The 23,178-nt window shown below is 70.3% G+C and carries 20 protein-coding genes; 7 read left to right on the forward strand and 13 right to left on the reverse strand.

Annotated features, from left to right (window positions below; all coding sequences use genetic code 11):
• Positions 1–63: 63 nt before the first annotated feature.
• The 5 genes from sucB to purB all read right to left on the reverse strand — a co-directional run bounded on the left by sucB (position 64) and on the right by purB (position 7,823).
• On the reverse strand, positions 64–1,278 hold the full coding sequence (gene sucB / locus K311_RS0101370; RefSeq protein ID WP_026815825.1) for a dihydrolipoyllysine-residue succinyltransferase: 1,215 nt from the start codon (positions 1,276–1,278) through the stop codon (positions 64–66).
• 21 nt (positions 1,279–1,299) lie between these two features.
• The gene (locus K311_RS0101375; RefSeq protein ID WP_026815826.1) at positions 1,300–4,116 is read right to left on the reverse strand and encodes a 2-oxoglutarate dehydrogenase E1 component; all 2,817 of its coding nucleotides are present in this window, start codon (positions 4,114–4,116) and stop codon (positions 1,300–1,302) included.
• A 108-nt stretch (positions 4,117–4,224) separates the two neighbouring features.
• Positions 4,225–5,181 carry a GNAT family N-acetyltransferase gene (locus tag K311_RS0101380; RefSeq protein ID WP_026815827.1) on the reverse strand — a complete coding sequence of 319 codons (957 nt, stop codon included), beginning with the start codon at positions 5,179–5,181 and terminating at the stop codon, positions 4,225–4,227.
• Positions 5,182–5,185: 4 nt separating this feature from the next.
• Positions 5,186–6,373: a cupin domain-containing protein gene (locus tag K311_RS0101385; protein ID WP_026815828.1), complete on the reverse strand. Its 1,188-nt coding sequence runs from the start codon at positions 6,371–6,373 to the stop codon at positions 5,186–5,188.
• 82 nt (positions 6,374–6,455) lie between these two features.
• Positions 6,456–7,823 carry an adenylosuccinate lyase gene (gene purB / locus K311_RS0101390; RefSeq protein ID WP_026815829.1) on the reverse strand — a complete coding sequence of 456 codons (1,368 nt, stop codon included), beginning with the start codon at positions 7,821–7,823 and terminating at the stop codon, positions 6,456–6,458.
• Positions 7,824–7,891: 68 nt separating this feature from the next.
• Here purB and K311_RS0101395 point away from each other — a divergent pair, with 68 nt between their 5' ends.
• Entirely contained in the window at positions 7,892–9,292 is a 1,401-nt protein-coding gene (locus K311_RS0101395) for a class II fumarate hydratase (RefSeq protein WP_026815830.1), read from the forward strand.
• A 3-nt stretch (positions 9,293–9,295) separates the two neighbouring features.
• Here the strand turns inward: K311_RS0101395 and K311_RS0101400 are convergent, their stop codons facing one another.
• From K311_RS0101400 to K311_RS0101425, 6 genes are all read right to left on the reverse strand, one after another.
• Entirely contained in the window at positions 9,296–10,048 is a 753-nt protein-coding gene (locus K311_RS0101400) for a DUF4097 family beta strand repeat-containing protein (protein ID WP_026815831.1), read from the reverse strand.
• 17 nt (positions 10,049–10,065) lie between these two features.
• Positions 10,066–10,635: a hypothetical protein gene (locus K311_RS14745; RefSeq protein ID WP_154659409.1), complete on the reverse strand. Its 570-nt coding sequence runs from the start codon at positions 10,633–10,635 to the stop codon at positions 10,066–10,068.
• Between the two features lie 63 nt (positions 10,636–10,698).
• A complete protein-coding gene (locus K311_RS0101410) occupies positions 10,699–11,637 on the reverse strand; it encodes an ABC transporter permease (protein WP_026815832.1) in 939 nt (312 codons plus the stop codon).
• Complete coding sequence (locus K311_RS0101415; protein WP_026815833.1) at positions 11,634–12,494, reverse strand: ABC transporter ATP-binding protein; 861 nt, start codon at positions 12,492–12,494, stop codon at positions 11,634–11,636. Before K311_RS0101415 ends, K311_RS0101410 begins: the two co-directional genes overlap by 4 nt.
• Positions 12,491–12,859 carry a GntR family transcriptional regulator gene (locus K311_RS0101420; RefSeq protein WP_026815834.1) on the reverse strand — a complete coding sequence of 123 codons (369 nt, stop codon included), beginning with the start codon at positions 12,857–12,859 and terminating at the stop codon, positions 12,491–12,493. Before K311_RS0101420 ends, K311_RS0101415 begins: the two co-directional genes overlap by 4 nt.
• A 1-nt stretch (position 12,860) precedes the next feature.
• Complete coding sequence (locus K311_RS0101425) at positions 12,861–13,103, reverse strand: hypothetical protein (RefSeq protein WP_026815835.1); 243 nt, start codon at positions 13,101–13,103, stop codon at positions 12,861–12,863.
• A 149-nt stretch (positions 13,104–13,252) separates the two neighbouring features.
• Here K311_RS0101425 and K311_RS0101430 point away from each other — a divergent pair, with 149 nt between their 5' ends.
• The 5 genes from K311_RS0101430 (at position 13,253) to K311_RS0101450 (ending at position 17,093) form a co-directional block, all read left to right on the forward strand.
• The gene (locus K311_RS0101430) at positions 13,253–13,810 is read left to right on the forward strand and encodes a glutathione peroxidase (protein ID WP_026815836.1); all 558 of its coding nucleotides are present in this window, start codon (positions 13,253–13,255) and stop codon (positions 13,808–13,810) included.
• Between the two features lie 144 nt (positions 13,811–13,954).
• Positions 13,955–14,740, forward strand: a complete 786-nt coding sequence (locus tag K311_RS14750; RefSeq protein WP_043797190.1) for an FKBP-type peptidyl-prolyl cis-trans isomerase N-terminal domain-containing protein — start codon at positions 13,955–13,957, stop codon at positions 14,738–14,740.
• 80 nt (positions 14,741–14,820) lie between these two features.
• Positions 14,821–16,161 carry a UDP-glucose dehydrogenase family protein gene (locus tag K311_RS0101440; protein ID WP_026815837.1) on the forward strand — a complete coding sequence of 447 codons (1,341 nt, stop codon included), beginning with the start codon at positions 14,821–14,823 and terminating at the stop codon, positions 16,159–16,161.
• 2 nt (positions 16,162–16,163) lie between these two features.
• Entirely contained in the window at positions 16,164–16,391 is a 228-nt protein-coding gene (locus K311_RS0101445) for a SlyX family protein (protein WP_026815838.1), read from the forward strand.
• Positions 16,392–16,397: 6 nt separating this feature from the next.
• Positions 16,398–17,093 carry a DUF2058 domain-containing protein gene (locus K311_RS0101450; protein WP_026815839.1) on the forward strand — a complete coding sequence of 232 codons (696 nt, stop codon included), beginning with the start codon at positions 16,398–16,400 and terminating at the stop codon, positions 17,091–17,093.
• Between the two features lie 47 nt (positions 17,094–17,140).
• Here K311_RS0101450 and metH read toward each other — a convergent pair whose 3' ends face one another.
• Together metH and K311_RS0101460 are read right to left on the reverse strand one after the other, a co-directional pair.
• Positions 17,141–20,908, reverse strand: a complete 3,768-nt coding sequence (metH, locus tag K311_RS0101455) for a methionine synthase (RefSeq protein WP_211223615.1) — start codon at positions 20,906–20,908, stop codon at positions 17,141–17,143.
• Entirely contained in the window at positions 20,905–21,834 is a 930-nt protein-coding gene (locus K311_RS0101460) for an ArsR/SmtB family transcription factor (protein ID WP_026815841.1), read from the reverse strand. The genes metH and K311_RS0101460 overlap by 4 nt, the downstream gene beginning before the upstream one ends.
• Positions 21,835–21,980: 146 nt before the next feature.
• Between K311_RS0101460 and K311_RS0101465 the strand changes: the two genes are divergently transcribed.
• Complete coding sequence (locus K311_RS0101465; protein WP_026815842.1) at positions 21,981–23,129, forward strand: acyl-CoA dehydrogenase family protein; 1,149 nt, start codon at positions 21,981–21,983, stop codon at positions 23,127–23,129.
• Positions 23,130–23,178 lie beyond the last annotated feature (49 nt).

The raw sequence follows: 23,178 nt of genomic DNA on the forward strand, positions 1-23,178 counted from the left end.
AGCGGCAGCGCTACGACTTCATTTCTCACTTCTTGGCTTCATATCGTTTCTGCCGCCAGGCCCTCAAAGCCCCAGCAGCATCCGATGCGGGTTCTCGAGCTGGTTCTTGATGTCGACCAGGAACAGCACCGCGTCCTTGCCGTCGATGATGCGGTGGTCGTAGCTCAGCGCGATGTACATCATCGGCGCGATCACGACCTGGCCGTTCTCGGCGATCGGGCGCTCCTTGATGGCGTGCATGCCCAGGATCGCCGACTGCGGCGGGTTGACGATCGGCGTCGACATCAGCGAGCCGAAGGTGCCGCCATTGGTGATGGTGAACGTGCCGCCCTGCAGGTCCTCGAGCTTCAGGCCGCCTTCGCGCGCCTGCTTCGCGTAACCGGCGATCGCGCCTTCGACGTCGGCGAAGCTCATGTTCTCGACGTTGCGCAGCACCGGCGTCACCAGGCCCTTGTCGGTCGCGACCGCGATCGAGATGTCGGCATAGCCGTGGTAGATCACGTCGTTGCCGTCGACCGAGGCGTTGACGATCGGGAACTTCTGCAGCGCGTTCGCGGCGGCCTTGGCGAAGAAGCTCATGAAGCCGAGCTTGATGCCGTGCGACTTCTCGAAGCCCTCGCCGAGCTCCTTGCGCATCGCCATGACCTTCCCGAGGTTGACCTCGTTGAACGAGGTCAGCATCGCGATCGAGTTCTTCGACTGCATCATCCGCTCGGCGATGCGCTGGCGGATGCGCGTCATCGGCACGCGCTGCTCGGGACGGGCGCCGCCGCCGACCTTGATGTGGTTGACGATGTCTTCCTTGGTCACGCGGCCGCCGCGGCCGGTGCCGGCGACATCGGCCGGGTTCACGTCGTTGCGGGCGGCGTGCGCGGCGGCGCCGGGCGGCAGGCCGGCAGGCGCCGCCGAAGAACCCGCTGTAGGAGCGGCCGTAGGAGCGGCCGTAGGAGCGGCTTTAGCCGCGATGCTTCCCCCCGCCGCCGGAGCATTCGCGCCTGAAGGCGCTCCTACAGAAGCAGGGGCGGGGGCGGCGGCGACCGCGCCTTCCTCGATGACCGCCACGACCTGCTGGCTGGTGACGGTGTCACCGGCCTGGAACTTCAGTTCCTTCAGCACGCCGTCGACCGGCGAGGGCACTTCCAGCACCACCTTGTCGGTCTCGAGGTCGAGCAGGTTCTCGTCGCGGCGCACGGCGTCGCCGACCTTCTTGTGCCAGCTGGCGATGACGGCGTCGGACACGGATTCCGGCAGGACCGGGACTTTGACTTCGATGCTCATGGACGAGGTCCTATGGAAGGATCATTCGGAGGTGTGGTTGTTCGGCGGCGCGACCAGCGCGTCGTCGAGCAGTTTCGCCAGCTCGGCGTTGTGCGTGTTCAGGTGGCCCGCCGCCGGCGCCGCCGAGCGCGCGCGCCCCGCGTAGCTCAGCGACTGGCCCTTGCCCAGGCAGAAGTCGAGGTGGTGGCGGATCTGGTACCAGGCGCCCTGGTTCATCGGCTCTTCCTGGCACCAGACCACTTCCTTCGCCGGGGCGAAGCGCTTGAGCTCGGCCGCCAGCAGGTCGCGCGGGAACGGGTAGAGCTGCTCGACGCGCACGATCGCGACGTCGTCGATGCCGCGCGCCTCGATCGCCTCGACCAGGTCGTAATAGACCTTGCCGCCGCAGACGACGACGCGGCGCGCCTTCTTCGCCTTGCAGACGGAGTCGGGGATCAGCGTGCGGAACTCGCCCCCGGCCAGTTCGTCGAGCGCCGACACCGACAGCTTGTGGCGCAGCATCGACTTCGGCGTCATCACCACCAGCGGCTTGCGGGTGGCGCGCAGCATCTGCCGGCGCAGCATGTGGAACATCTGCGCGGGTGTGGTCGGCGTGCAGACCTGGATGTTGTCGAGCGCGCACAGCTGCAGGAAGCGCTCGAGCCGCGCGGAGCTGTGCTCGGGACCCTGGCCTTCGTAGCCGTGCGGCAGGAACAGCACCAGGCCGCAGAGGCGGTTCCACTTCGATTCGCCGGAGGTGATGAACTGGTCGATCACCACCTGGGCGCCGTTGGCGAAGTCGCCGAACTGGCCTTCCCAGATGTTCAGCGTGGTCGGCTCGGCGGTCGAATAGCCGTATTCGAAGGCCATCACCGCTTCCTCGCTGAGCAGCGAGTCGATCACCATCACGTGTTCGGGATTGCCGACCAGCTCACGCAGCGGCATGTGCGACTCGCCGCTGTCCTGGTCGTGCAGCACCGCGTGGCGGTGGAAGAAGGTGCCGCGGCCGGCGTCCTGGCCGACCAGGCGCAGCTTCATGCCTTCCTCGATCAGGGTGGCGTAGGCCAGGTTCTCGGCGAAGCCCCAGTCCATCGCCAGCTCGCCGGCGGCCATCCTGCGGCGGTCGTCGTAGATCTTGGCGACGCGCGGATGCAGCTTCAGGCCGTCGGGCAGGGTGTTGATGCGGCGGGCGAGGGCGTCGAGGCGCTCGCGCTCCACGCCGGTGGCGACCGCATCGGCGAGGGTGCCGTGCAGCCAGCTGCTCCAGTCGACCGCGTAGGGGTCGGGGCCGACCTTCGCCAGTTCCGTGGTCAGGTCGCCCTTGTCGAGCTTGTCGCGGTAGCCGTCGACCATCGCCTTCGTGGCGGCGGCGTCGAGCACGCCGTCGGCGACCAGGCGGTCGGCGTACAGCTCGCGGGTGGTCTTGCGGGCGCGGATGTTGCGGTACATCAGCGGCTGCGTCGCCGCCGGCTCGTCGGCCTCGTTGTGGCCGTGGCGGCGGTAGCAGACCAGGTCGATCACGATGTCGCGGTTGAACTCGCGGCGGAAGTCGAAGGCCAGCTGGGCGCAGAACGCCACCGCCTCCGGGTCGTCGCCGTTCACGTGCAGCACCGGCGCGCCGATGATCTTCGCCGGGTCGGTCGCGTAAAGGGTCGAACGCGCGTCGTCCGGGCGGCTGGTGGTGAAGCCGACCTGGTTGTTGACGACGATGTGCACCGTGCCGCCGACCGCGAAGCCGCGCGCCTGCGACATCTGGAACAGTTCCATCACCACGCCCTGGCCGGCGAACGCGGCGTCGCCGTGGATCAGCACCGGCATCACCTGCTGCCGCGCCGAATCCTCGCGGCGCATCTGCCGCGCGCGCACCGAACCGGCGACCACCGGGTCGACGATCTCCAGGTGCGAGGGATTGAAGGCCAGCGCCAGGTGCACCGGACCGCCCGGCGTGGACACGTCGGCGGAGAAACCCATGTGGTACTTGACGTCGCCGCTGTGCGCGGGATCGTCGACGTGGTCGAACTTGCCCTCGAACTCGGCGAACAGCTTCTGCGGCGGCTTGCCGAGGGTGTTCACGAGCACGTTCAGGCGGCCGCGGTGGGCCATGCCGATCACGACGTCCTTGACGCCGGCGCTGCCGCCGCGGCGCACCAGCACGTCCATCAGCGGGATCAGCGCGTCGCCGCCTTCCAGCGAGAAGCGCTTCTGGCCGACGTACTTCGTATGCAGGTAGCGCTCCAGGCCCTCGGCGGCGGTGAGCCGCTCGAGCAGGCGCAGGCGCTCGTCGGCGCTGAAGGCGAAACGGCCGGCGGCCGATTCCAGCCGCGCCTGCATCCAGTGCCGCTGGGTGGCGTCGGCGATGTGCATGAACTCGGCGCCGATGCTGCCCGAGTAGGTCGCCTGCAGCGTCGCGAGCAGTTCGCGCAGCTTGAACTTCGGCTTGCCGAAACGGGTGTCGACGGCGAACTCGCGGTCGAGGTCGGCGTCGCTCAGGCCATGGCCGGCCGGGGTCAGGTCCGGCGGCGCGAGGTTGGGCGCCATGCCCAGCGGGTCGAGCTTCGCGGCCAGGTGGCCGCGCGAGCGGTAGGCGGTGACCAGCTTGCCGACCGCGGTCTGGCGGCGTGCGGATTCATCGTCGAGGCTGCCGCCGCCGGCTTTCGCCGCGGCCTGCACGTTCGCCATGACGGCCGAATGCGGGACGTCGCCGGCCTCGCGGCCACGGAAGCCGTCGAAATAGGTTTTCCACTGGGCGGGGACGCTGTCGGGATCGACCAGGTACTGCTCGTACAGGTCTTCGATGAAGGCGGCATTGCCGCCGGCGAGCTGAGAGGTCTGCTTGAATTGCTTGATCAGACTGTCCACGACCCTGGCCTGAGCCCCCGTCCGGGTGGCTAAGTGGTTGAAAGGAATGGAAAGGCCCTGCGGCGACCGGGGTCGCGACAAGGCCGGCGATTATAGCCGGGGCGGGCTTCAGATGCCCAGCGCACGCAGTTCGCTGACCTCGCGCGAGCGCTCCCAGACGTTGCCGAAATGCTCCTGCAACTGGCGGGTGTGCGCCGCCTGCGCCGGGCTCCAGTCGCCGTCCCAGCGGCTGCCCAGCACGCGGAACAGGAAGCCGTCGTGGTCGTTGGCGAGGAAGGCGGAGGGGTACTGGTGGTCGATCGGGTCGACCGGCGTGCGGAACTGGAAGACCGTGCTCAGCCGCTGCGCCATGGCCATCAGCGGGTGCCCGCTGGAGGCCAGCGAGACCGGTTCCTGCAGCAGAATCCGCACGACGCCGCCGCGGCCGGCGATGGCGAACTCGCGCAGCGCTTCCAGCACCTGCGCATCGCCGTAGAGGGCCGGTTCGAGGTCGCGGGTATAGATGAGGATCTCGCGGCGCGCGGCCTTCACCAGCGCCAGCACCGCGGCGATCGCCTCGCGCAGGTCGGTCACCGGCTGCGCGGGCACCGACGGGCCACGCACCGGCACGCGCCGCTCCGGTGCCGGCATCGGGGTCAGTTCAAGGCGCATCGCCTGGTGCTGGATGCCGGCTTCGTCGAAGCGCTCGCCGCAGGGCTGGAAGCCGTGGCGCGCGTAGAAGGCCTCGGCAGTGACCTGGGCGTGCAGGCCGACTTCGCTCCAGCCTAGATGGCGGGCGTGGTCGAGCAGGGCGATCAGCAGGGCGTCGCCGACACCGCGGCCGCGCCATTCCGGCAGCACGGCCATGCGGCCGATCTTCTTCTCGCGGGTCAGCCGGCCGGTGCCGATCGCGCGGCCGGCCTCGTCGCGGGCGATCACATGCCAGGCGCTGGCGTCGAACGCGTCCTCCTCCATGTCGGCGGGCACGCCCTGCTCGAGCACGAACACCGTTTCGCGCACGCTGCGCAGGTCGGCCTGGTCGGTCTGGAAGTCGGCGGGCTGGACGTGGAAACCGGTCGGGATCATGGCGTCACCTGCGGGGCTTCTTCTGGAGGAGATAGTGGCCGCGTTCGACCAGGGCGAACAGCGCCGCGCGGCCGTCGGTGCCGAGGGCATCGAAATCGGCGGCGGTCAGCGTGTCGGCGCCGGCGAGGCGGCGGGCGTCGGCGACCCCGAGGGCCCAGCTGCCGCCGTTGGCGTGCAGGCGGGCGCGGCGGCCTTCGCGGGCCCAGGCATGGCGGGCATGCGGATGGCGCAGCAGGCGGCCGCCGGCGGCGAGGGCCGCCGCCACGGCATCGGGCTTCGGCGGTCTTGCCGGCGGCGCGATCTCGCCGGCGGCGCGGTAGCGGGTGACGAAGCGGCCGAACCAGTCGCGCAGGCCGGCCTCGTCGAGCGCGCGCAGCGGCGCCAGCGCGGCGTGCACGCGGGCGAAGGCGGCGTCGTCGATCTCGTGGGCGTCGGCCGGCAGGGCCAGGTCGGGGTCGGCATAGCGGCGTTCCTCGGGCAGGCCGGCGACCAGTTCCTCGACCGCGTCGAGGATCAGTTCCGCCGCCGACGGTGCCCGCATGCCGACCGAGAACGTCAGGCAGGCGTCGGTGGCGACGCCGTGGTGGGGCACGCCGGGCGGCAGGTAGAGCATGTCGCCGGGCGCCAGTACCCAGTCGTGGTCGGGGTGGAATTCGCGCAGCAGCTTGAGTTCGGCGTCGTCGCGGAACGCGGTCGGTGCGTCGGGACGGCTGTCGATCAGCCAGCGGCGGTGGCCGTGTGCCTGCAGCAGGAACACGTCGTACTGGTCGACATGGGCGCCGACCGAGCCGCCCGGTGCCGCGAAGCTGACCATGATGTCGTCGAGCCGCCAGGCCGGCAGGAAGCGGAAATGCGCGAGCAGGGCGCGCACGTCCATGTCCCACTTGTCGACGTCCTGCACCAGCAGGGTCCAGTCGTGGTCGGGCATCGCCGGGAAGTCTTCCTCGGCGAACGGGCCGGTACGCAGCTGCCAGCGGTCGCGGCGGCGGTCGTGGCTCACGATCCGCGCCAGCGCGGCCTCCTCGCAGGCGAGTCCGGCGAGGTCTTCCGGCGTCATCGGCGAAACGAAGCCGGGGAAGGCCTGGCGGATCAGCAGTGGCCGCTTCTGCCAGTAATCCCGCAGGAAAGCCGCCGGCGGCATGCCGAGCGGCTGGCGGGCGCTTCCCTGGACCTCGATCGCTGGGGTCTTCATGGCAGTCTCGGCACCGGGGGGCGGGAAGAAAGTCCGGGGATAATGGCGCCCCGTGGCCGGATCGTCGTTGATCCCCGTCAATTCAGATCGCGCGGGCCAGCTTCGCGGCGAGGCCGGTGTAGCTGCCCGGGCTCAGGGCCGCCAGCCGTGCCTTCGCGTCCGCGGGCAGGTCCAGGCCGGCGATGAAGGCGCGCATCGCCTCGGCATCGATGCCCTGGCCGCGGGTCAGCTCCTTCAGTTGTTCGTAGGGGTTCGGCAGGCCGTGGCGGCGCATCACCGTCTGCACCGGCTCGGCCAGCACTTCCCAGGCGGCGTCGAGGTCGGCTGCGAGGCGATCGGCATTCGCGCTCAGCTTGCCGAGGCCGCGCTGCAGCGCATCCAGCGCGATCAGCGTGTGGCCGAAGGCGGTGCCGAGGGCGCGCAGCACCGTCGAGTCGGTCAGGTCGCGCTGCCAGCGGCTGATCGGCAGCTTCTCGGCGAAGTGGCCCAGCAGGGCGTTGGCGAGGCCGAAGTTGCCCTCGGCGTTCTCGAAGTCGATCGGGTTGACCTTGTGCGGCATCGTCGAGCTGCCGACTTCGCCGGCCTTCACCGCCTGGCGGAAATAACCCAGCGAGATGTAGCCCCAGACGTCGCGGCACAGGTCGACCAGGATCGTGTTGATGCGCCGCTGCGCGTCGCAGAGCTCGGCGATGCCGTCGTGCGGTTCGATCTGGGTCGTGTACGGATTGAAGTCGAGGCCCAGCGAGCCGACGAAGCGCTGCGCGAAGGCCGCCCAGTCGACGTCCGGGTAGGCGACGACGTGGGCGTTGTAGTTGCCGACGGCGCCGTTGATCTTGCCCGGGAATTCGATGCGGTCGCGGATCGCGACCTGGCGCTGCAGGCGGGCGACGACGTTCGCGAGCTCCTTGCCCAGCGTCGTCGGCGACGCGGTCTGGCCGTGCGTGCGCGACAGCATCGGCAGCTCGGCCAGGTCGTGCGCCATCGCCCGCAGCGTCTCGACCACGCCGGCGGTCGCCGGGGCCAGCACACTGGCCATGCCCTCGCGCAGCATCAGCGCATAGGCGAGGTTGTTGATGTCCTCGCTGGTGCAGGCGAAATGCACGAACTCCAGCGCCGGGGCGAGCTCGGCGTCGTCGCGCAGCCGCTCCTTGATGAAGTACTCGACCGCCTTGACGTCGTGGTTGGTCGTGCGCTCGATCTCCTTGACCCGGGCGGCGTCGGCGTTCGAGAAGTCGTCGACCAGGCCACGCAGGCGGGACGTCGCGCCTTCCGACAGCGCGGACAGTTCGACGATGCCCGGCTCGGCGGCCAGCGCCAGCAGCCATTCCACCTCGACCCGGATGCGGGCGCGGATCAGCCCGGCCTCCGAGAACACCGGCCGCAGTGCGGCCGCCTTGCCGGCGTAGCGGCCGTCCAGCGGCGAAAGGGCGGTCAGGGCGGCATCGGACATGGCATCGGGCTCGGGCTCAGCGGGGGCGGGAATTGTACTCTGACCCCGGTTTTCCAACGGAGCCGACCATGGCCACCCGCACCGAACACGACAGCCTCGGCACCCTCGAGGTGCCGGCCGAAGCGCTCTATGGCGCCCAGACCCAGCGCGCCGTCGACAACTTCCCGATCTCCGGCCTGCCCATGCCGCGCGGCTTCATCCGCGCGCTCGGGCTGATCAAGGCGGCGGCGGCCGACGCGAACGCCGGCCTCGGTCACCTGCCGGAGGATGTCGCCGCGGCGGTGCGCGAAGCGGCGCTGCAGGTCGCCGCCGGCGACGTCGACGGCCATTTCCCGGTCGACGTGTTCCAGACCGGTTCCGGCACGTCCAGCAACATGAACGCGAACGAGGTGATCGCCAGCCTGGCGACGCGCGCGCTGGGCGCCCCGGTGCACCCGAACGACCACGTCAACATGGGCCAGAGCTCGAACGACGTGGTGCCGACCGCGATCCAGGTGGCGGCGGCGCTGGGCTGCCGCGAGCAGCTGCTGCCGGCGCTCCTGCACCTGCGCCGGAGCATCGACCGTCGCGCCCGCGGGCTGAAGGGCGCGGTCAAGACCGGCCGCACCCACCTGATGGACGCGATGCCGGTGACGCTGGCGCAGGAGCTCGGCGCCTGGTCGGCGCAACTGGACAGCGCGGCCGCGCGCATCGGCGACAGCCTGACGCGGCTGCAGGCGCTGCCGATCGGCGGCACCGCGGTCGGCACCGGCATCAATGCCGACCCGCGCTTCGGCCGCCGCGTCGCCGCCGGGCTGGCCCGGCAGACGAAGCTGCGCTTCCGCCGCGCCGACAACCTGTTCGAGGGGATCGCGGCGCAGGACGGCGCGGTCGAACTGTCCGGCCAGCTCAATGCGCTCGCGGCGACGTTGATGAAAATCGGCAACGACCTGCGCTGGATGAATTCCGGCCCGCTGGCCGGCCTCGGCGAGATCGAACTACCGGCGCTGCAGCCGGGCAGCTCGATCATGCCGGGCAAGGTCAATCCGGTGATCCCGGAAGCCCTGTGCATGGTCTGCGCGCAGGTGATCGGCAACCACGCGACGGTCACCGTCGCCGGCGCCAGCGGCAACTTCCAGCTCAACGTGATGCTGCCGGTGATCGCGCACAACCTGCTGCAGTCGATCGAACTGCTGGCGAACGCGATGCGCGTGCTGGCAGACAAGGCGATCGCCGGTTTCCGCGTGCGCCACGACCGCCTGCAGGAGGCGCTGGCGCGCAATCCGATCCTGGTGACGGCGCTGAACCCGGTGATCGGTTACGAGGCCGCCGCGGCGATCGCCAAGCAGGCCTACCGCGAGGGGCGGCCGGTGCTGGACGTGGCCCGGGAACGTTCGGGCCTCGAGGAGAGGGAGCTGCGCCGGCTGCTGGATCCGGCCGCGCTGACGCGCGGCGGGATCCACGGCAAGCCGGGCGGAGGCGGCGGCTGAGTCTCAGCCGTCCGACATCGTGATCCGGCCGCGGATATCCTGATGCAGGACCTCGCCGCTGCCGACGCGACCGATGTGCAGGTCGCCGTCGACACCGGTCACCGAGACCGACCCGGAGTTCACGCGCCGGATCTGGGCATTGCCGCCGATGCGGTCGATCTCGACGTCGCCGGAGCCGACGGCGTCGACACGCACGTCGCCGCGCACGCGCACCGCCTCGAGGTCACCGGAACCGACCGACAGCACATGCAGGCTGCCGACGCCGTCGATGTCGGCGTCGCCCGAACCCACGGCGATCTCGACTGCGCCGGCGATGTCGCGGGCGCTGAGCTCACCCGAGCCCACGTCGGCGACCAGGCGGTCGACGCCACGCACTGCGGCGTCGCCGGAGCCGACGTCCACCGTGTAGGCCAGGCCGGCCGGCAGCGAGGCCTGCACGGTCAGCCCGGACGAGCCGAAGTTCCAGCCAGGGGCGCCGTCGCGCTCGAGGACGATCACCAGGGTGTCGCCGTCCCGACGGGTCTTCACGTCCAGTTGCCGCAGCAGCTCGGCAGTGGAGGCGCAGGCGTGCACGTCGAGCCGGGCCTGGTCCGCGGCGGCATCGCCGGTCAGCCGCAGGTCGTGCGAATCGACTTCGAAACGGACGTGGGTGACGCCGGTGAGCGACGGCGTGATCTCGCGGCTTTCCTCGTGCCGGCAGTTGCCGGCGTTCGCGAGGGCGGGGGCGAGCAGGAACAGCAGGGCAAGGCGCTTCATGCGGAAACTCCGTGGGCTCAGCCGTCGACGTCGCATTCGTCGAAATCGCTGCGGTCGAAGCGGGCGTAAGGCGCGAACTCCGGCACCGCCGCGATGAACGCGTCCTGGGCCGCCTTCAGCCGCGGCAGGCTGTCGCACAGCGCCCGGGCCTCGGCCCTGATGCGGGCGGTGGTCGGCTCGAAACGGGCTTCGATCGCCGCGTCGTCCTCGCCCTTCAGGGCGCCGGTGATCGCGGCGGCGACCGCGTCCTTCGCCAGCTCGGCGCTACGGATGCCGATCGCGGCGCCGGCTTCGGCGATCCGGAGGTATTCGGCGCGGTAGGCGAGGGCCGCGGCGCGCTGTTCGGCGTCCATCGCCACCGCGACGCCGTCGATCAGCAGGTCGCCTTCCGGGGTCAGCCTGGCGCGGGCCAGGCCGCCAGTGCCGCCGAAACTCAGCAGGTCGTCGGCGAGGTCATCGCGCATCGCCTGGATCGCCTCGTCCGCCAGGCTGCCGGCTTCGACGCCCGGGTCACGGTCGCCGCGACCGCAGGCCGCGAGGCTCAGGACGGCGGCGAACACGGCGGAAGTCAGGAACATTCGGTTCATCGTTCTCTCCGGAGTCGGAACGAAGCGGGCCGGCACGGGCCGGCCCGCGTCGTCGAGGTGCGGTCAGCCCTCGTCGCGCCAGCGGCGAAGCCGGACGGACAGGGCGATCATCGCGATGCCGACCACGGCGCCGATCCAGATGTCGGCGTGGGCGAAGGTTTCCCAGCTGCTGGTGATGCCGATCAGGTCGGGCAGGTCCTGCGGGCCGTCGAAGTTCCCTTCCGGCTGCCGGGCGATCGTCGGGATCCAGGCGCCCGGCGCGACGCTCAGCAGGCCGCGGTAGATCACGTACCAGACCTTGTCGTGGGCGATCGTGACGCCGGGGAAGATGTCGATGAAGCTCAGCATCGCCCCGGTCAGCACCGGCAGCGCCGTCGCCCACAGGAAGGGCAGGCGGCCGGCCCAGGCCGAGCACAGCATCAGCCAACCGACGGTCGGCAACGCCCACATCAGCTGCACCGGCATCGCCGCGAGGACCGTCGCCACGACCTTGAACGGATGCGAGGCGGTGACCATGCCCATCGCCCCCGGAACCCCGGAGACGACGCCGGCCAGCAGCGTCACCAGCCAGATCACGACGCCGATGGCGATGCCGATCGCCAGCGCCATCAGCGGCGTCAGCGCCAGCGCCCAGGCGGCCTTCGAGGCGACCATCTGCCGGTCGGTGATCGGCATCGACTTCCAGAACAGGATGCTGCGGTCGCGGCGGTCGTCGTACAGCGAGCCGAGGGCGTAGAAGAAGACCACGAAGGCCGCGACGGTCAGGGCCAGCGTCACACCCGACATCAGGGCCATGTCGCCCATGACGCCGAGCTCGCGGGCATGTTCGGAGACGTTCGTGATCTGCATCTCGCCGACGTGCCGGCGGATCGTGAGCGCGCCGGCGATCGAGCCGACCAGGGAGAAGAGCACGCCGATGCCGCCGACGATCAGCGGCGCCCAGAAGAAGCCGCCGCGGTTTTCCCAGTACTCCCGTTTCAGGAGCCACTTGAACGTGTTCATGCGTAGGTTCCCTTCATGGTGGCGACGAACAGGTCGGCGATGCCGGGGTTGCGGACCTCACCGAAGCTCGCGAGCTCGCTGCGCGGGCGGCCGTCGAACAGCATCACGGACTTGCCGAAGACGGTGCGCTCGTCGATCGGGCGCAGGGCGCGGGCGGCCTCGGCGCGGTCGGCGGGGACCATCACTTCGTGGAAGCGCTCGCCGACCTCGTCCATCGAGGCCGAGAGCACGATCTTGCCGTCGCGAATGAACATAAGGTCGGTGAGGATGTGCTCGATCTCCTCGACCTGGTGGGTCGTGACGACGATCGTCTTCTCCTCGTCGAAATAGTCCTCGAGCAGGTTCTGGTAGAACTGCTTGCGGTAGATGATGTCCAGGCCCAGCGTCGGCTCGTCGAGCACCAGCAGCCTGGCGTCGATCGCCATCACCAGCGCCAGGTGCAGCTGCACGATCATGCCCTTGGACATTTCCTTGACCCGGGCCTCCGGCGTCAGCTTGGTGCGGGCGAGGTAGCGTTCGGCCTTCGCGCGGTCGAAGCGGGGGTGTACACCTTCGACGAAGGCCAGTGCGTCCTTCACCTTCAGCCAGCGCGGCAGCACCGCGACGTCGGCGATGAAGCAAACGTCCTGCATCAGTTCGTCGCGCTGGGTGCGCGGATCCTTGCCGAGGACCTTCAGCTCGCCCTCGAAGGGCACCAGGCCCAGGGCGGCCTTCAGGGTCGTGGTCTTGCCGGAGCCGTTGGGGCCGATCAGGCCGACGATGCGGCCGGCCGGGATGTCGAAGTCGATGCTGTCGACGGCGGGTTTCGCCTTGCCGTACTGCTTGCGCAGGCCACGGGCGGAAATGACGGCGCTCATCGGCTGCCCTCCTTGTCGGCGTCGCGCATCAGCTTCTCGATGTTCAGGCCGAGCCGGTTGATGCGCTCGACCACCAGCGGCCACTCTTCCTTGAGGAAGCGCTCGCGTTCGGTCGCGAGCAGCTTCTCGCGGGCGCCTTCGGTCACGTACATGCCAAGTCCCCTTCGTTTTTCCACGAGTTCCTCGTCCGCGAGTTCCTGGTAGGCGCGCGAGACGGTGATCGGATTGAGCTGGTATTCGGCGGCGATCTGCCGCACCGAGGGCAGCGCCTCACCCGGCTGGAGGACGCCGTCGAGCATCATCGCGACGACCTTGTCCTTGAGCTGGCGGTAGATCGGCGCGCTGTCGTTCCAGGCGATATTCATCTCAGGACTCCTGGCGCGGGGTCGGCAGGGCCAGCGAGACGTAGGGCATGGCCAGGTGGCGAACCAGCGCGTTGCGGGTCGCGTTGGCCGCCGGGGCCGCCGCCATCGGCAGGATCAGCTCACCGGCTTCGACGGTCGTGGCGGCGCCGGTGTCGCGCGGCGGCTCGCCCAGGCCGTAGCCGGTCAGGACGGACATCAGCGCGACGGCCAGACCGATCACGTTGTTCCGGAATTTCGGGTTCATGGGACCTCCCGGTGGGGGTGGGGGTGGGTTAGATGTCAGGTGTTGTAGGTAACTATAACACTAGATTTCCGGTGGTCAACACCCGATTCCACCTTTTTCGACCAAACTGATGGCCTAGCCCGGTCCGTCCCCCCGGGCGGAGTCGCGCGATGAATGCCTGGATCCCGGCCGCCCTGGCCCTGCTGCTGGCCGCCCCTGCCACGCGGGCGGAAGCGCCCCTGCTCGAGCACGACTACCGCCGCCTCGCGTCCGAAGAGGTGGTGAACCTCGCGGAAACCTACGGCGGCGACGTGCTGCTGATCGTCAACACCGCCAGCAAGTGCGGCTTCACTCCGCAGTACGAGGGTCTCGAGGCCCTGCACGCCGCCTACGCCGCGCAGGGTTTCGCGGTGCTGGGCTTCCCGTCGAACGACTTCCGTGGCCAGGAGCCCGGCAGCGAGGAGGAGATCCGCGACTTCTGCACGCTGACCTATGGCGTGCAGTTCCCGATGTTCGAGAAGGTCGTGGTGACCGGCGAGGCGGCGACGCCGCTGTACCGCGAACTCAGCGCCGCCGCCGGCGAGGCGCCCGGCTGGAACTTCCACAAGTATCTGGTCGGCCGCGACGGCCGCCTGATCGCCAGCTTCGGCAGCCGCACGAAGCCCGACGACGCCGAACTGGTCGCCGCGATCGAAGCCGCGCTGGCGGCGCCGCGTCCGCCACGCTGACGCACGATCGCCGCCGTTCGGATGCAGATCGCCACCAGCGGGGGCGCCGGATGCCGGCGCTGCCGTTGCCGTGGCGGCGCGGCGCCGCGACAATAGCCCCCGCCGTGCCGGTCCCGGCCCGTCTTCCCCAGGAGTGTTTCCCCGATGAATTCCGCCCTGCGTTCCCTCGCGCCGCTGGCCGTCGCCAGCCTGGTGCTCGTCCTCGGCGCGTGTGCTCCCGAGAAGCCGTCCGCCGACGCCGCTCCGGCGGCGGGAAGTGACGGCGCCGCCGCTGTCGCCGCGGACGACACCGGCTTCGTCGCGATCGACGGCCTTCCGAGCAAGCGCGCGCAGGCGAGCTACATGATCGGCACCGAGATGGCCAAGACCCTGGAGCCGCTGGCCGAGGACATCGACGTCGACCTGCTGGTCCAGGGCCTCGCCGACGAGATGGCCGGCAAGTCGAAGCTGACGGCGGAGCAGGCGCAGCTGATCCAGGCCGGCTTCATGGTCGAGATGCAGACCCGCGCCCAGGCCCGCCGCGCCGAGCAGGCGCAGCGCAACGCCACCGAAGGTCCAGCCTTCCTCGCCGAGAACAAGGCCAAGCCGGGCGTGCACACCACCGAGTCGGGCCTGCAGTACCGCATCGAGCGTGCCGGCAACGGCCCGAAGCCGGGTCCGGCCGACGTCGTGCGCATCGCCTACGAAGGTCGCCTGCTCGACGACACCGTGTTCGATTCGTCGGAAATCCAGGGCGGTCCGCAGGAAATGTCGCCGCAGGGCGTGATCGCGGGCTTCGCCGAGGCGCTGCAGCTGATGCCGGTCGGCAGCAAGTACGTGTTCTGGATCCCGTCCGAGCTGGCCTACGGCGAGAACGGCGGCGGTCCGGTGCCGCCGAACGCCGTGCTGCGCTTCGAGGTCGAGCTGCTCGAGATCGCCGAGCGCCACTGAGTTTCCTTGCATCTGCGCCGCCGCACGGTGGCGCCCGAATCGGACAGGGGCGGCCCCCACCGCCCCGCTAGGGGGTAGTCATGCGCGTCACCGTCTTCGGGACCGGCTATGTCGGCCTGGTCACCGGCACCTGTCTGGCCGAGGTCGGCCACAACGTCGTCTGCGTCGACGTCGACGCGGAGAAGATCGCGGGTCTCGAAGCCGGGCGGATTCCGATCTACGAACCGGGCCTCGAGCCGATGGTGCTCGCCAACCACGCCGCCGGCCGCCTGCAGTTCAGCACCGACGCGGCGGCGTCGATCGGGCACGGGGAAATCCTGTTCATCGCCGTCGGCACCCCGCCGGACGAGGACGGCAGCGCCGACCTGCAGTACGTGCTGCAGGTCGCGCGCACGATCGGCCGGCATCTGGAACGGCCCGCGATCGTCGTCAACAAGTCGACGGTGCCGGTGGGCACCGCCGACAAGGTGCGTGCCGCGATCGACGAGGAGCTGGCGGCGCGCGGCGCCGGGATCGCCGTCGACGTCGTTTCCAATCCGGAATTCCTGAAGGAAGGCGCCGCGGTCAACGACTGCATGCGCCCCGACCGCATCGTCATCGGCTCGCGCAGCCCGCACGCGGTCGAGCGGATGAAGCGGCTGTACGCGCCGTTCAACCGCAACCACGAGCGCGTCGTGGTGATGGACGAACGTTCCGCCGAGCTGACGAAATACGCCGCCAACGCGATGCTGGCGACCAAGATCAGTTTCATGAACGAGATGGCGAACATCGCCGAGCGCGTCGGCGCCGACATCGAGATGGTGCGCCACGGCATCGGTTCGGATCCGCGCATCGGCTACCACTTCATCTACCCGGGCGCAGGCTACGGCGGCTCCTGCTTCCCGAAGGACGTGCAGGCGCTCGAGCGCATCGCCCGCCAGAACGACTACCAGGCGCGGATCCTCGCCGCGGTCGAGTCGGTGAACGACGCGCAGAAGGGCAAGCTGTTCGAGATGGCCTCGCGTCATTTCGGCGGCCAGCTCGCCGGCCGCACGTTCGCGGTGTGGGGGCTGTCGTTCAAGCCGAACACCGACGACATGCGCGAGGCGCCGAGCCGCGTGCTGCTGCAGCAGCTGTGGGCCGCCGGCGCGAAGGTGCGCGCGCACGATCCCGAGGCGATGGCGGAAGCCCGCCGCATCTTCGGCGAGCGCGACGACCTGGTGCTGTGCGATTCGCCCGACGCCGCCCTCGAAGGCGCCGACGCGCTGGTGCTGGTGACCGAGTGGAAGGCCTTCGCGAGCCCCGATTTCCCGCGGCTCGCGGCGACCCTGCGCGAACGCGTGGTGATCGACGGCCGCAACTTCTACGACCCGGCGAGCGTCGAGGAATCAGGCCTGGCCTATTACGGCATCGGCCGCGGTCGCTCGCTGGCCGCGCGCTGACGATGGCCGGGGATCCGCAGGCGCTGGAGGCGCGCATCGCCGAGCTGGAAACGCGGGTGGCGTTCCAGGAACATGCGCTCGCCGAGCTCAGCGATGCCCTCGCCGAGGCGCGCATCGAGATCTCCCGCTATTCGGAAGCGCTCGTGCGCGCGTCCAGCGAACTGCACCAGCTGCGCTCGCTGATGCAGGCCAACGACCCCGGCGACGAACCGCCGCCGCCGCATTACTGAACGACCATGAGCAATTCGCTGCGCGACCAGCTTCTCGGACTCGGATTCAAGGCGCCGCCGCCGGAGCCGCGCAAGCCGCGCCCCGAAGGCAAGGGCGGCGAGGGCAAGCGTCCGGACGGCAAGCGTCCCGACGGCAAGCGTCCCGACGCGGCGGCCGGGCGCGCACGGCCAGCGCAGGACAAGCGCGCCGACGGCCGCAGGCCGGCCCGTGACGACGGCGGCCGCCGCCGCGACGGCGTTCGCAAGACCGGCACGGGCGCTGCGCCGCGGTCGCAGGAAGAGATCGACCTCGCGAAGGCCTACGCGATCCGCGCCCAGAAGGAGAAGGAGGAGCGGCTCGCCGCCGAACGCCAGCGCCAGGAGGAAGCGCGCCAGCGCCGCGAGGCGAAGGCGAAACTCGCGACGCTGGTGCAGGGCAGGGCGCTGAACGACGCCGCCGCCGACATCGCCCGGCACTTCCCCTACGGCGGCAAGATCAAGCGCATCCACGTCACCGCGGCGCAGCTGAAGGCTTTGAACGCCGGCGAGCTCGGCGTGCTGCAGCTCGACGGCCGCTACCTGCTGGTCGACGCCGCGCTGCTCGCCGAGGCCGAGGCGATCTTCCCGCCCGCGATCGCGCTGAAGGTCGACCCGTCGGCGCCGGCGGAAGACGATCCCTACGCCGACCCGAAGTACCAGGTCCCCGACGACCTCGTCTGGTAGCGCCCCTGTGGGAGCGCCTTCAGGCGCGAGCTCTCCCCACCAGCCCCCTACTCGGGGTCGTAATCCAGATTCGCCGCCAGCCAGCGCTCGGCCTGCGCGAGGGGCAGGCCCTTGCGTCGCGCGTAGTCGGCGACCTGCTCGCGGGTCAGCCGGCCGACGACGAAGTACCGGCTGCCGGGGTGGGCGAAGTACAGGCCGCTGACCGCGGCCGCCGGGCGCATCGCGAAACTCTCGGTGAGTTCCATGCCGGCATTGGCCTCCGCCTGCAACATGCGGAAGATGGTCGCCTTCTCGCTGTGGTCGGGACAGGCCGGATAGCCGGGCGCCGGACGGATGCCGCGGTACTGCTCGCGGATCAGCGCCTCATTGTCGAGTGACTCGTCGGCGGCGTATCCCCACAGCTCGCGGCGCACGATCTGGTGCAGGCGTTCGGCGAAGGCCTCGGCGAGACGGTCGGCGAGCGACTTCAGCAGGATCGCGTTGTAGTCGTCGTGCTGCGCCTCGAAACGGGCGACGTGGCCGTCGATGCCGAGCCCGGCGGTGCAGGCGAACGCGCCGACCCAGTCCTGCCGGCCGCTGTCTCGGGGCGCGACGAAGTCCGCCAGGCACAAGTTCGCCCGGTCGTCGGGCTTGTCGGCCTGCTGGCGCAGGCAGTGCAGCACCGCCGTGCCGCCACCGGCGTCGACGTGGATGTCGTCGCCCACCGACTGCGCCGGCCAGAGCCCGACCACCGCCTTCGCGGTCAGCCATTTTTCCGCGACGATCCTCGCGAGCATCGCCTGCGCATCGGCGTACAGCGAACGCGCCTGCTCGCCGACCACCGGGTCGTCGAGGATGGCCGGAAAGCGCCCGGCCAGCTCCCAGGTCTGGAAGAAGGGCGTCCAGTCGATCACCGCGACGAGGTCTTCCAGCGGATGGTCCGCGAACACGGTCAGCCCGGGACGCAGCGGCGCCGGCGGCACATAGCCGTCCCAGCCGCCGTCGAAGCGCTTCTGCCGCGCCCGCGCCAGCGGCAGCAGCGGCTTGGCGTCGCCGCGATTGGCGTGGCGGGCGCGCACCTCGGCGTAGTCGGCGGCGTTCGCGGCGACGAAGGACGCACGCAGGTCCGGGCTCAGCAGGGACTGGGCGACGCCGACCGCACGCGAGGCGTCCTTCACCCAGACCACCGGTTCCGGATAGTGCGGATCGATCTTCAGCGCCGTGTGCGCGCGCGAGGTGGTCGCGCCGCCGATCAGCAGCGGGATCGCGAAGCCCTGCCGCTTCATCTCGCGGGCGACATGGCTCATCTCCTCGAGGGAGGGCGTGATCAGCCCGGACAGGCCGATCAGGTCGGCCTGCTCGGCGCGCGCGCGATCGAGGATGGTCTGCGCCGGCACCATCACCCCGAGGTCGACGATCTCGTAGTTGTTGCAGGCCAGCACCACGCCGACGATGTTCTTGCCGATGTCGTGCACGTCGCCTTTGACCGTGGCCATCACCACCTTGCCGCGGGGCTTGCCGGCATCGCCGCTGCGCGCTTTCTCGGCCTCGATGTAGGGGATCAGGTGGGCGACCGCCTTCTTCATCACGCGCGCCGACTTCACCACCTGCGGCAGGAACATCTTGCCGGCGCCGAACAGGTCGCCGACGACGTTCATGCCGGCCATCAGCGGGCCTTCGATCACGTCGAGCGGGCGCGCGGCGGCCGCGCGCGCCTCCTCGGTGTCGGCCTCGATCCAGCGGTCGATGCCGTGCACCAGCGCGTGCGCGATGCGTCCGTCGACCGGCAGCGCGCGCCAGGCGAGGTCCTCGCCCCGCACTTCGCCCTTCTTCGCGCGGTGGCGCTCGGCTTCGGCGAGCAGGCGTTCGGTGGCGTCGGGCCGGCGGGCCAGCACGACGTCCTCGACCGCCTCGCGCAGCGCCGGGTCCAGGTCGTCGTAGAGCGCCAGGGCGCCGGCATTGACGATGCCCATGTCCATGCCGGCGGCGATCGCGTGGTAGAGGAACACCGCGTGGATCGCCTCGCGCACGATGTTGTTGCCGCGGAACGAGAACGACACGTTCGACACGCCGCCGGAGACGTGCGCCAGCGGGAAGCGCCGCCGCAGCTCGCGCGCGGCTTCGATGAAAGCCACCGCGTAGGCGTCGTGCTCCTCGATGCCGGTCGCGATCGCGAAGATGTTCGGGTCGAAGATGATGTCTTCCGGCGGGAAGCCGTTGCCGGTCAGCAGCGCGTAGGCGCGCGCGCAGATCGCCACCTTGCGCTCGAGGGTGTCGGCCTGGCCCTGTTCGTCGAAGGCCATCACGACCGCCGCGGCGCCGTAGCGGCGCAGGCGCGTCGCCTGCCCGAGGAAGGCCGCCTCACCCTCCTTCAGCGAGATCGAGTTGACGATCGCCTTGCCCTGCACGCACTTCAGGCCGGCCTCGATCACGCTCCACTTCGAGGAGTCGATCATCACCGGCACGCGGGCGATGTCGGGCTCGGCGGCGATCAGGTTGAGGAAGCGCGGCATCGCCGCCTCGGCATCGAGCAGGCCCTCGTCCATGTTGACGTCGATGACCTGGGCGCCGTTCTCGACCTGCTGGCGCGCCACCGCGAGGGCGTCGTCGTAGCGGCCCTCGAGGATCATCTTCTTGAACTGGATCGAGCCGGTGACGTTGGTGCGCTCGCCGACGTTGACGAAGTTGCTTTCCGGGGTGATCACGAACGGCTCGAGGCCGGCCAGGCGGGTGCAGGCCGGCAACTGCGGGATCCGCCGCGGCGGCAGCCCGGCGACGGCGGCGGCGATCGCCGCGATGTGCTCCGGGGTGGTGCCGCAGCAACCGCCGACGAGGTTCAGCAGCCCGGCTTCGGCGAATTCGCGCAGTACCGCGGCGGTTTCCTCCGGCTGTTCGTCGTAGCCGCCGAAGGCGTTCGGCAGGCCGGCGTTCGGATGGCAGCTGACGTGGGTGTCGGCGACCTGGGCGAGCATGTCGACGTGGGCGCGCAGGTCGCGGGCGCCGAGCGCGCAGTTCAGCCCGATCGCCAGCGGCCGCGCGTGCCGCAGCGAATACCAGAAGGCCTCGGCGGTCTGCCCCGAAAGGGTGCGCCCGCTGCGGTCCGTGATCGTGCCGGAGACCATCACCGGCAGCCGCGCCCCGAGTTCGGCGAACAGGTCGTCGAGCGCGAACAGCGCCGCCTTGGCATTCAGGGTGTCGAACACCGTCTCGACCATCAGCACGTCGGCGCCGCCTTCGACCAGCGCGCGCGCCGCTTCGAGGTAGTTCGCGGCGAGGGTGTCGAAGTCGACGTTGCGGTAACCGGCGTCCTCGACCTTCGGGCTGATCGAGGCGGTGCGGCTGGTCGGTCCGAGCACGCCGACGACGAAACGGGGACGCGCCGGGTCCATCGCCTCGAACTCGTCGCAGCAGGCACGCGCCAACCGCGCGGCCTCGCGGTTGAGCTCGGGCACCAGGTGTTCCAGCCCGTAGTCGGCCTGCGACAGCGCCGTCGAATTGAAGGTGTTGGTCTCGACCAGGTCGGCGCCCGCCGCGAGGTAGGCGCGGTGCACGCCGGCGATCAGGTCCGGGTGCGTCAGCGTCAGCAGGTCGTTGTTGCCCTTCAGGTCGCGGCTGCAGCCGCAGCCGTCACCATGCGCATGCCCGGCGGCGATGCCTGCGCCGTCGCGCTCGCCGTCGTAGCCGCCGGCGAAGCGGGCGCCGCGATAGGTGGCCTCGTCGGGCGAGTGGCGCTGGATCATCGTGCCCATCGCGCCGTCGAGCACGAGGATGCGTTCGGCGAGCGCGGCGAGCAGCCGCCCGGCGCGGGCGGGGTCGTGCCAGGGAAGCGTGTTCAAGGTTTCTGCGCCAGCAGGGTGATGACTTCGAAATGGGGCGGCCGCTTCTCGCGCGTCACCGGCTCGCAGACCTGGACCGTGAGGCCCGCCTTCTCGGCATGCCGGCGCAGTTCCTTCGGGGCGAAACCGAGGTTGACGTGGCCGTAGGGGGTCACCGCCGCGCGGTGTTCGTGCCGGCCGAGGCAGGTGACCACCAGGCGGCCGCCGGGGCGCAGCACCCGGGCCGCCTCGGCGATCGCCTGCGCCGGCCGCGCCGCGTAGGTCAGTGCATGCATCAGCAGGCTCAGGTCGAAGCTGGCATCGGCGAAGGGCAGGGCGTGCATGTCGCCTTCGCGCACCTCGACCTGCGGGTAGCGGCGCAGCCGCTCCTGCGCGGCGGCGACCACGCGCGGGCTGGAGTCGATGCAGGCGTAGCGGCGCGCGTGCGGGGCCAGCAGTTCGGCGAGCACACCGTCGCCGGACGCGACGTCGAGCACGTCGCCGGGTTCGAGCAGCGGCAGCGTCGAGCGCGCCAGTGCCTCCCAGGTGCGGCCCGGGGAATAGTGGCGCTCCATGTCGCCGGCGACCGAGTCGGCCCAGTTCTGGTCGGCGGCGCGGGTGGCCAGCACGGCGGGCAGGCGTTCTGCGTCCTGGCGCAGCAGCGGATCGTCGGTGCTGTCGCGGAGCGCCTCCCACAGGCGCGTCTCGGCCGGGTCGAGCGACTCCGCATTGAGCCGGTAGTAGGCCGACACGCCGGCGCGGCGGTCGCGCACCAGGTCGGCTTCCTTCAGGCGGGCCAGGTGGGTGGAAACCCGCGGCTGCGCCAGCCGGGTGATCGCCGACAGCTCGGCGACCGTCAGCTCCTCGCGCTCGAGCAGGGCGAGCAGGCGTACCCGGGTCGGGTCGGCGAGCACCTTGAGACAGCTCGACCAGGCTTCGAGGTCCATCTTTCCATCCGGATTCAAAGATAAAGGCGAAGCCTAGGCGCCGGCCCGGCGACGGTCAACCGCTACGGGGACGCGCGCGGGGCCGGGGGATACGGTGCGGTACGCAGGGCCGGTAGAATCGGGTTTTTCCCCTCGAGGATCCCGCCGTGGACTTTGGATTCACCGAAGAACAGCTGATGCTGCAGGACGTCGCCCGCCGGATCGCGCGCGAACGCATCGCGCCGAGCGCCGAGCACCACGACCGCACCGGCGAATTCCCGCTCGACAACATCCGCGCGCTCGGCGAGAACGGCCTGATGGGCATCGAGGTGCCGGCCGAGTACGGCGGCGCCGGCATGGACCCGGTGAGCTACGTGCTGGCGATGGTCGAGATCGCGGCGGCGGACGCCGCCCACTCGACGATCATGTCGGTCAACAACTCGCTGTTCTGCAACGGCATCCTCACCAACGGCAACGAGGCGCAGAAGCAGAAGTACGTGCGCGCGATCGCCGAGGGCCGCGAGATCGGTGCCTTCGCGCTGACCGAGCCGCAGTCCGGTTCCGACGCCACCGCGATGCGCTGCCGCGCCGTGAAGCAGGCCGACGGCAGCTACGTCGTCAACGGCAAGAAGAGCTGGATCACCTCCGGTCCGGTGGCGAAGTACATCGTGCTGTTCGCGATGACCGACCCGGAGAAGGGCAGCCGCGGCATCACCGCCTTCCTGATCGATACCGACAAGCCCGGCTTCCACCGCGGCAAGACCGAGCCGAAGCTCGGCATCCGCGCCTCGGCGACCTGCGAGATCGAGTTCCAGGACTACGTGGTCGCCGCGGAAGACGTGCTCGGCGAGGAAGGCCAGGGCTTCAGGATCGCGATGAGCGTGCTCGACGCCGGCCGCATCGGCATCGCCAGCCAGGCGATCGGCATCGCCCGTGCGGCCTACGAGGCGACCCTCGAGTACGTGAAGGAGCGCAAGGCCTTCGGCCAGCCGATCGGCGCGTTCCAGATGACCCAGGCCAAGATCGCCGACATGAAGTGCAAGCTCGACGCGGCGCTGCTGCTGACGCTGCGCGCGGCGTGGGTGAAGGGCCAGGGCAAGCGCTTCTCGACCGAGGCGGCGGTGGCCAAGCTCACGGCCTCCGAGGCGGCGATGTGGATCAGCCACCAGGCGGTGCAGATCCACGGCGGCATGGGCTACTCGAAGGAGATGCCGCTCGAGCGCTACTTCCGCGACGCCAAGATCACCGAGATCTACGAAGGCACCAGCGAGATCCAGCGCCTGGTGATCGCACGCAACGAGACCGGCCTGCGCTGAACCGCGCCGGCGCGGTGAACGCGCGCTGAAGTCGAAGTCGCCGTCCCCC

The sequence above is a fragment of the Arenimonas composti TR7-09 = DSM 18010 genome (assembly GCF_000426365.1).
In the GTDB taxonomy this organism is placed as follows: domain Bacteria; phylum Pseudomonadota; class Gammaproteobacteria; order Xanthomonadales; family Xanthomonadaceae; genus Arenimonas; species Arenimonas composti.

Bases quoted from the DNA above. Each gene is read 5' to 3' on its own strand.
- sucB (WP_026815825.1), bottom strand. From the start codon at position 1,278: ATGAGCATCGAAGTCAAAGTCCCGGTCCTGCCGGAATCCGTGTCCGAC.
- K311_RS0101380 (WP_026815827.1), bottom strand. From the start codon at position 5,181: ATGATCCCGACCGGTTTCCACGTCCAGCCCGCCGACTTCCAGACCGAC.
- K311_RS0101385 (WP_026815828.1), bottom strand. From the start codon at position 6,373: ATGAAGACCCCAGCGATCGAGGTCCAGGGAAGCGCCCGCCAGCCGCTC.
- purB (WP_026815829.1), bottom strand. From the start codon at position 7,823: ATGTCCGATGCCGCCCTGACCGCCCTTTCGCCGCTGGACGGCCGCTAC.
- K311_RS0101395 (WP_026815830.1), top strand. From the start codon at position 7,892: ATGGCCACCCGCACCGAACACGACAGCCTCGGCACCCTCGAGGTGCCG.
- K311_RS0101400 (WP_026815831.1), bottom strand. From the start codon at position 10,048: ATGAAGCGCCTTGCCCTGCTGTTCCTGCTCGCCCCCGCCCTCGCGAAC.
- K311_RS14745 (WP_154659409.1), bottom strand. From the start codon at position 10,635: ATGAACCGAATGTTCCTGACTTCCGCCGTGTTCGCCGCCGTCCTGAGC.
- K311_RS0101410 (WP_026815832.1), bottom strand. From the start codon at position 11,637: ATGAACACGTTCAAGTGGCTCCTGAAACGGGAGTACTGGGAAAACCGC.
- K311_RS0101415 (WP_026815833.1), bottom strand. From the start codon at position 12,494: ATGAGCGCCGTCATTTCCGCCCGTGGCCTGCGCAAGCAGTACGGCAAG.
- K311_RS0101420 (WP_026815834.1), bottom strand. From the start codon at position 12,859: ATGAATATCGCCTGGAACGACAGCGCGCCGATCTACCGCCAGCTCAAG.
- K311_RS0101425 (WP_026815835.1), bottom strand. From the start codon at position 13,103: ATGAACCCGAAATTCCGGAACAACGTGATCGGTCTGGCCGTCGCGCTG.
- K311_RS0101430 (WP_026815836.1), top strand. From the start codon at position 13,253: ATGAATGCCTGGATCCCGGCCGCCCTGGCCCTGCTGCTGGCCGCCCCT.
- K311_RS14750 (WP_043797190.1), top strand. From the start codon at position 13,955: ATGAATTCCGCCCTGCGTTCCCTCGCGCCGCTGGCCGTCGCCAGCCTG.
- K311_RS0101440 (WP_026815837.1), top strand. From the start codon at position 14,821: ATGCGCGTCACCGTCTTCGGGACCGGCTATGTCGGCCTGGTCACCGGC.
- K311_RS0101445 (WP_026815838.1), top strand. From the start codon at position 16,164: ATGGCCGGGGATCCGCAGGCGCTGGAGGCGCGCATCGCCGAGCTGGAA.
- K311_RS0101450 (WP_026815839.1), top strand. From the start codon at position 16,398: ATGAGCAATTCGCTGCGCGACCAGCTTCTCGGACTCGGATTCAAGGCG.
- K311_RS0101460 (WP_026815841.1), bottom strand. From the start codon at position 21,834: ATGGACCTCGAAGCCTGGTCGAGCTGTCTCAAGGTGCTCGCCGACCCG.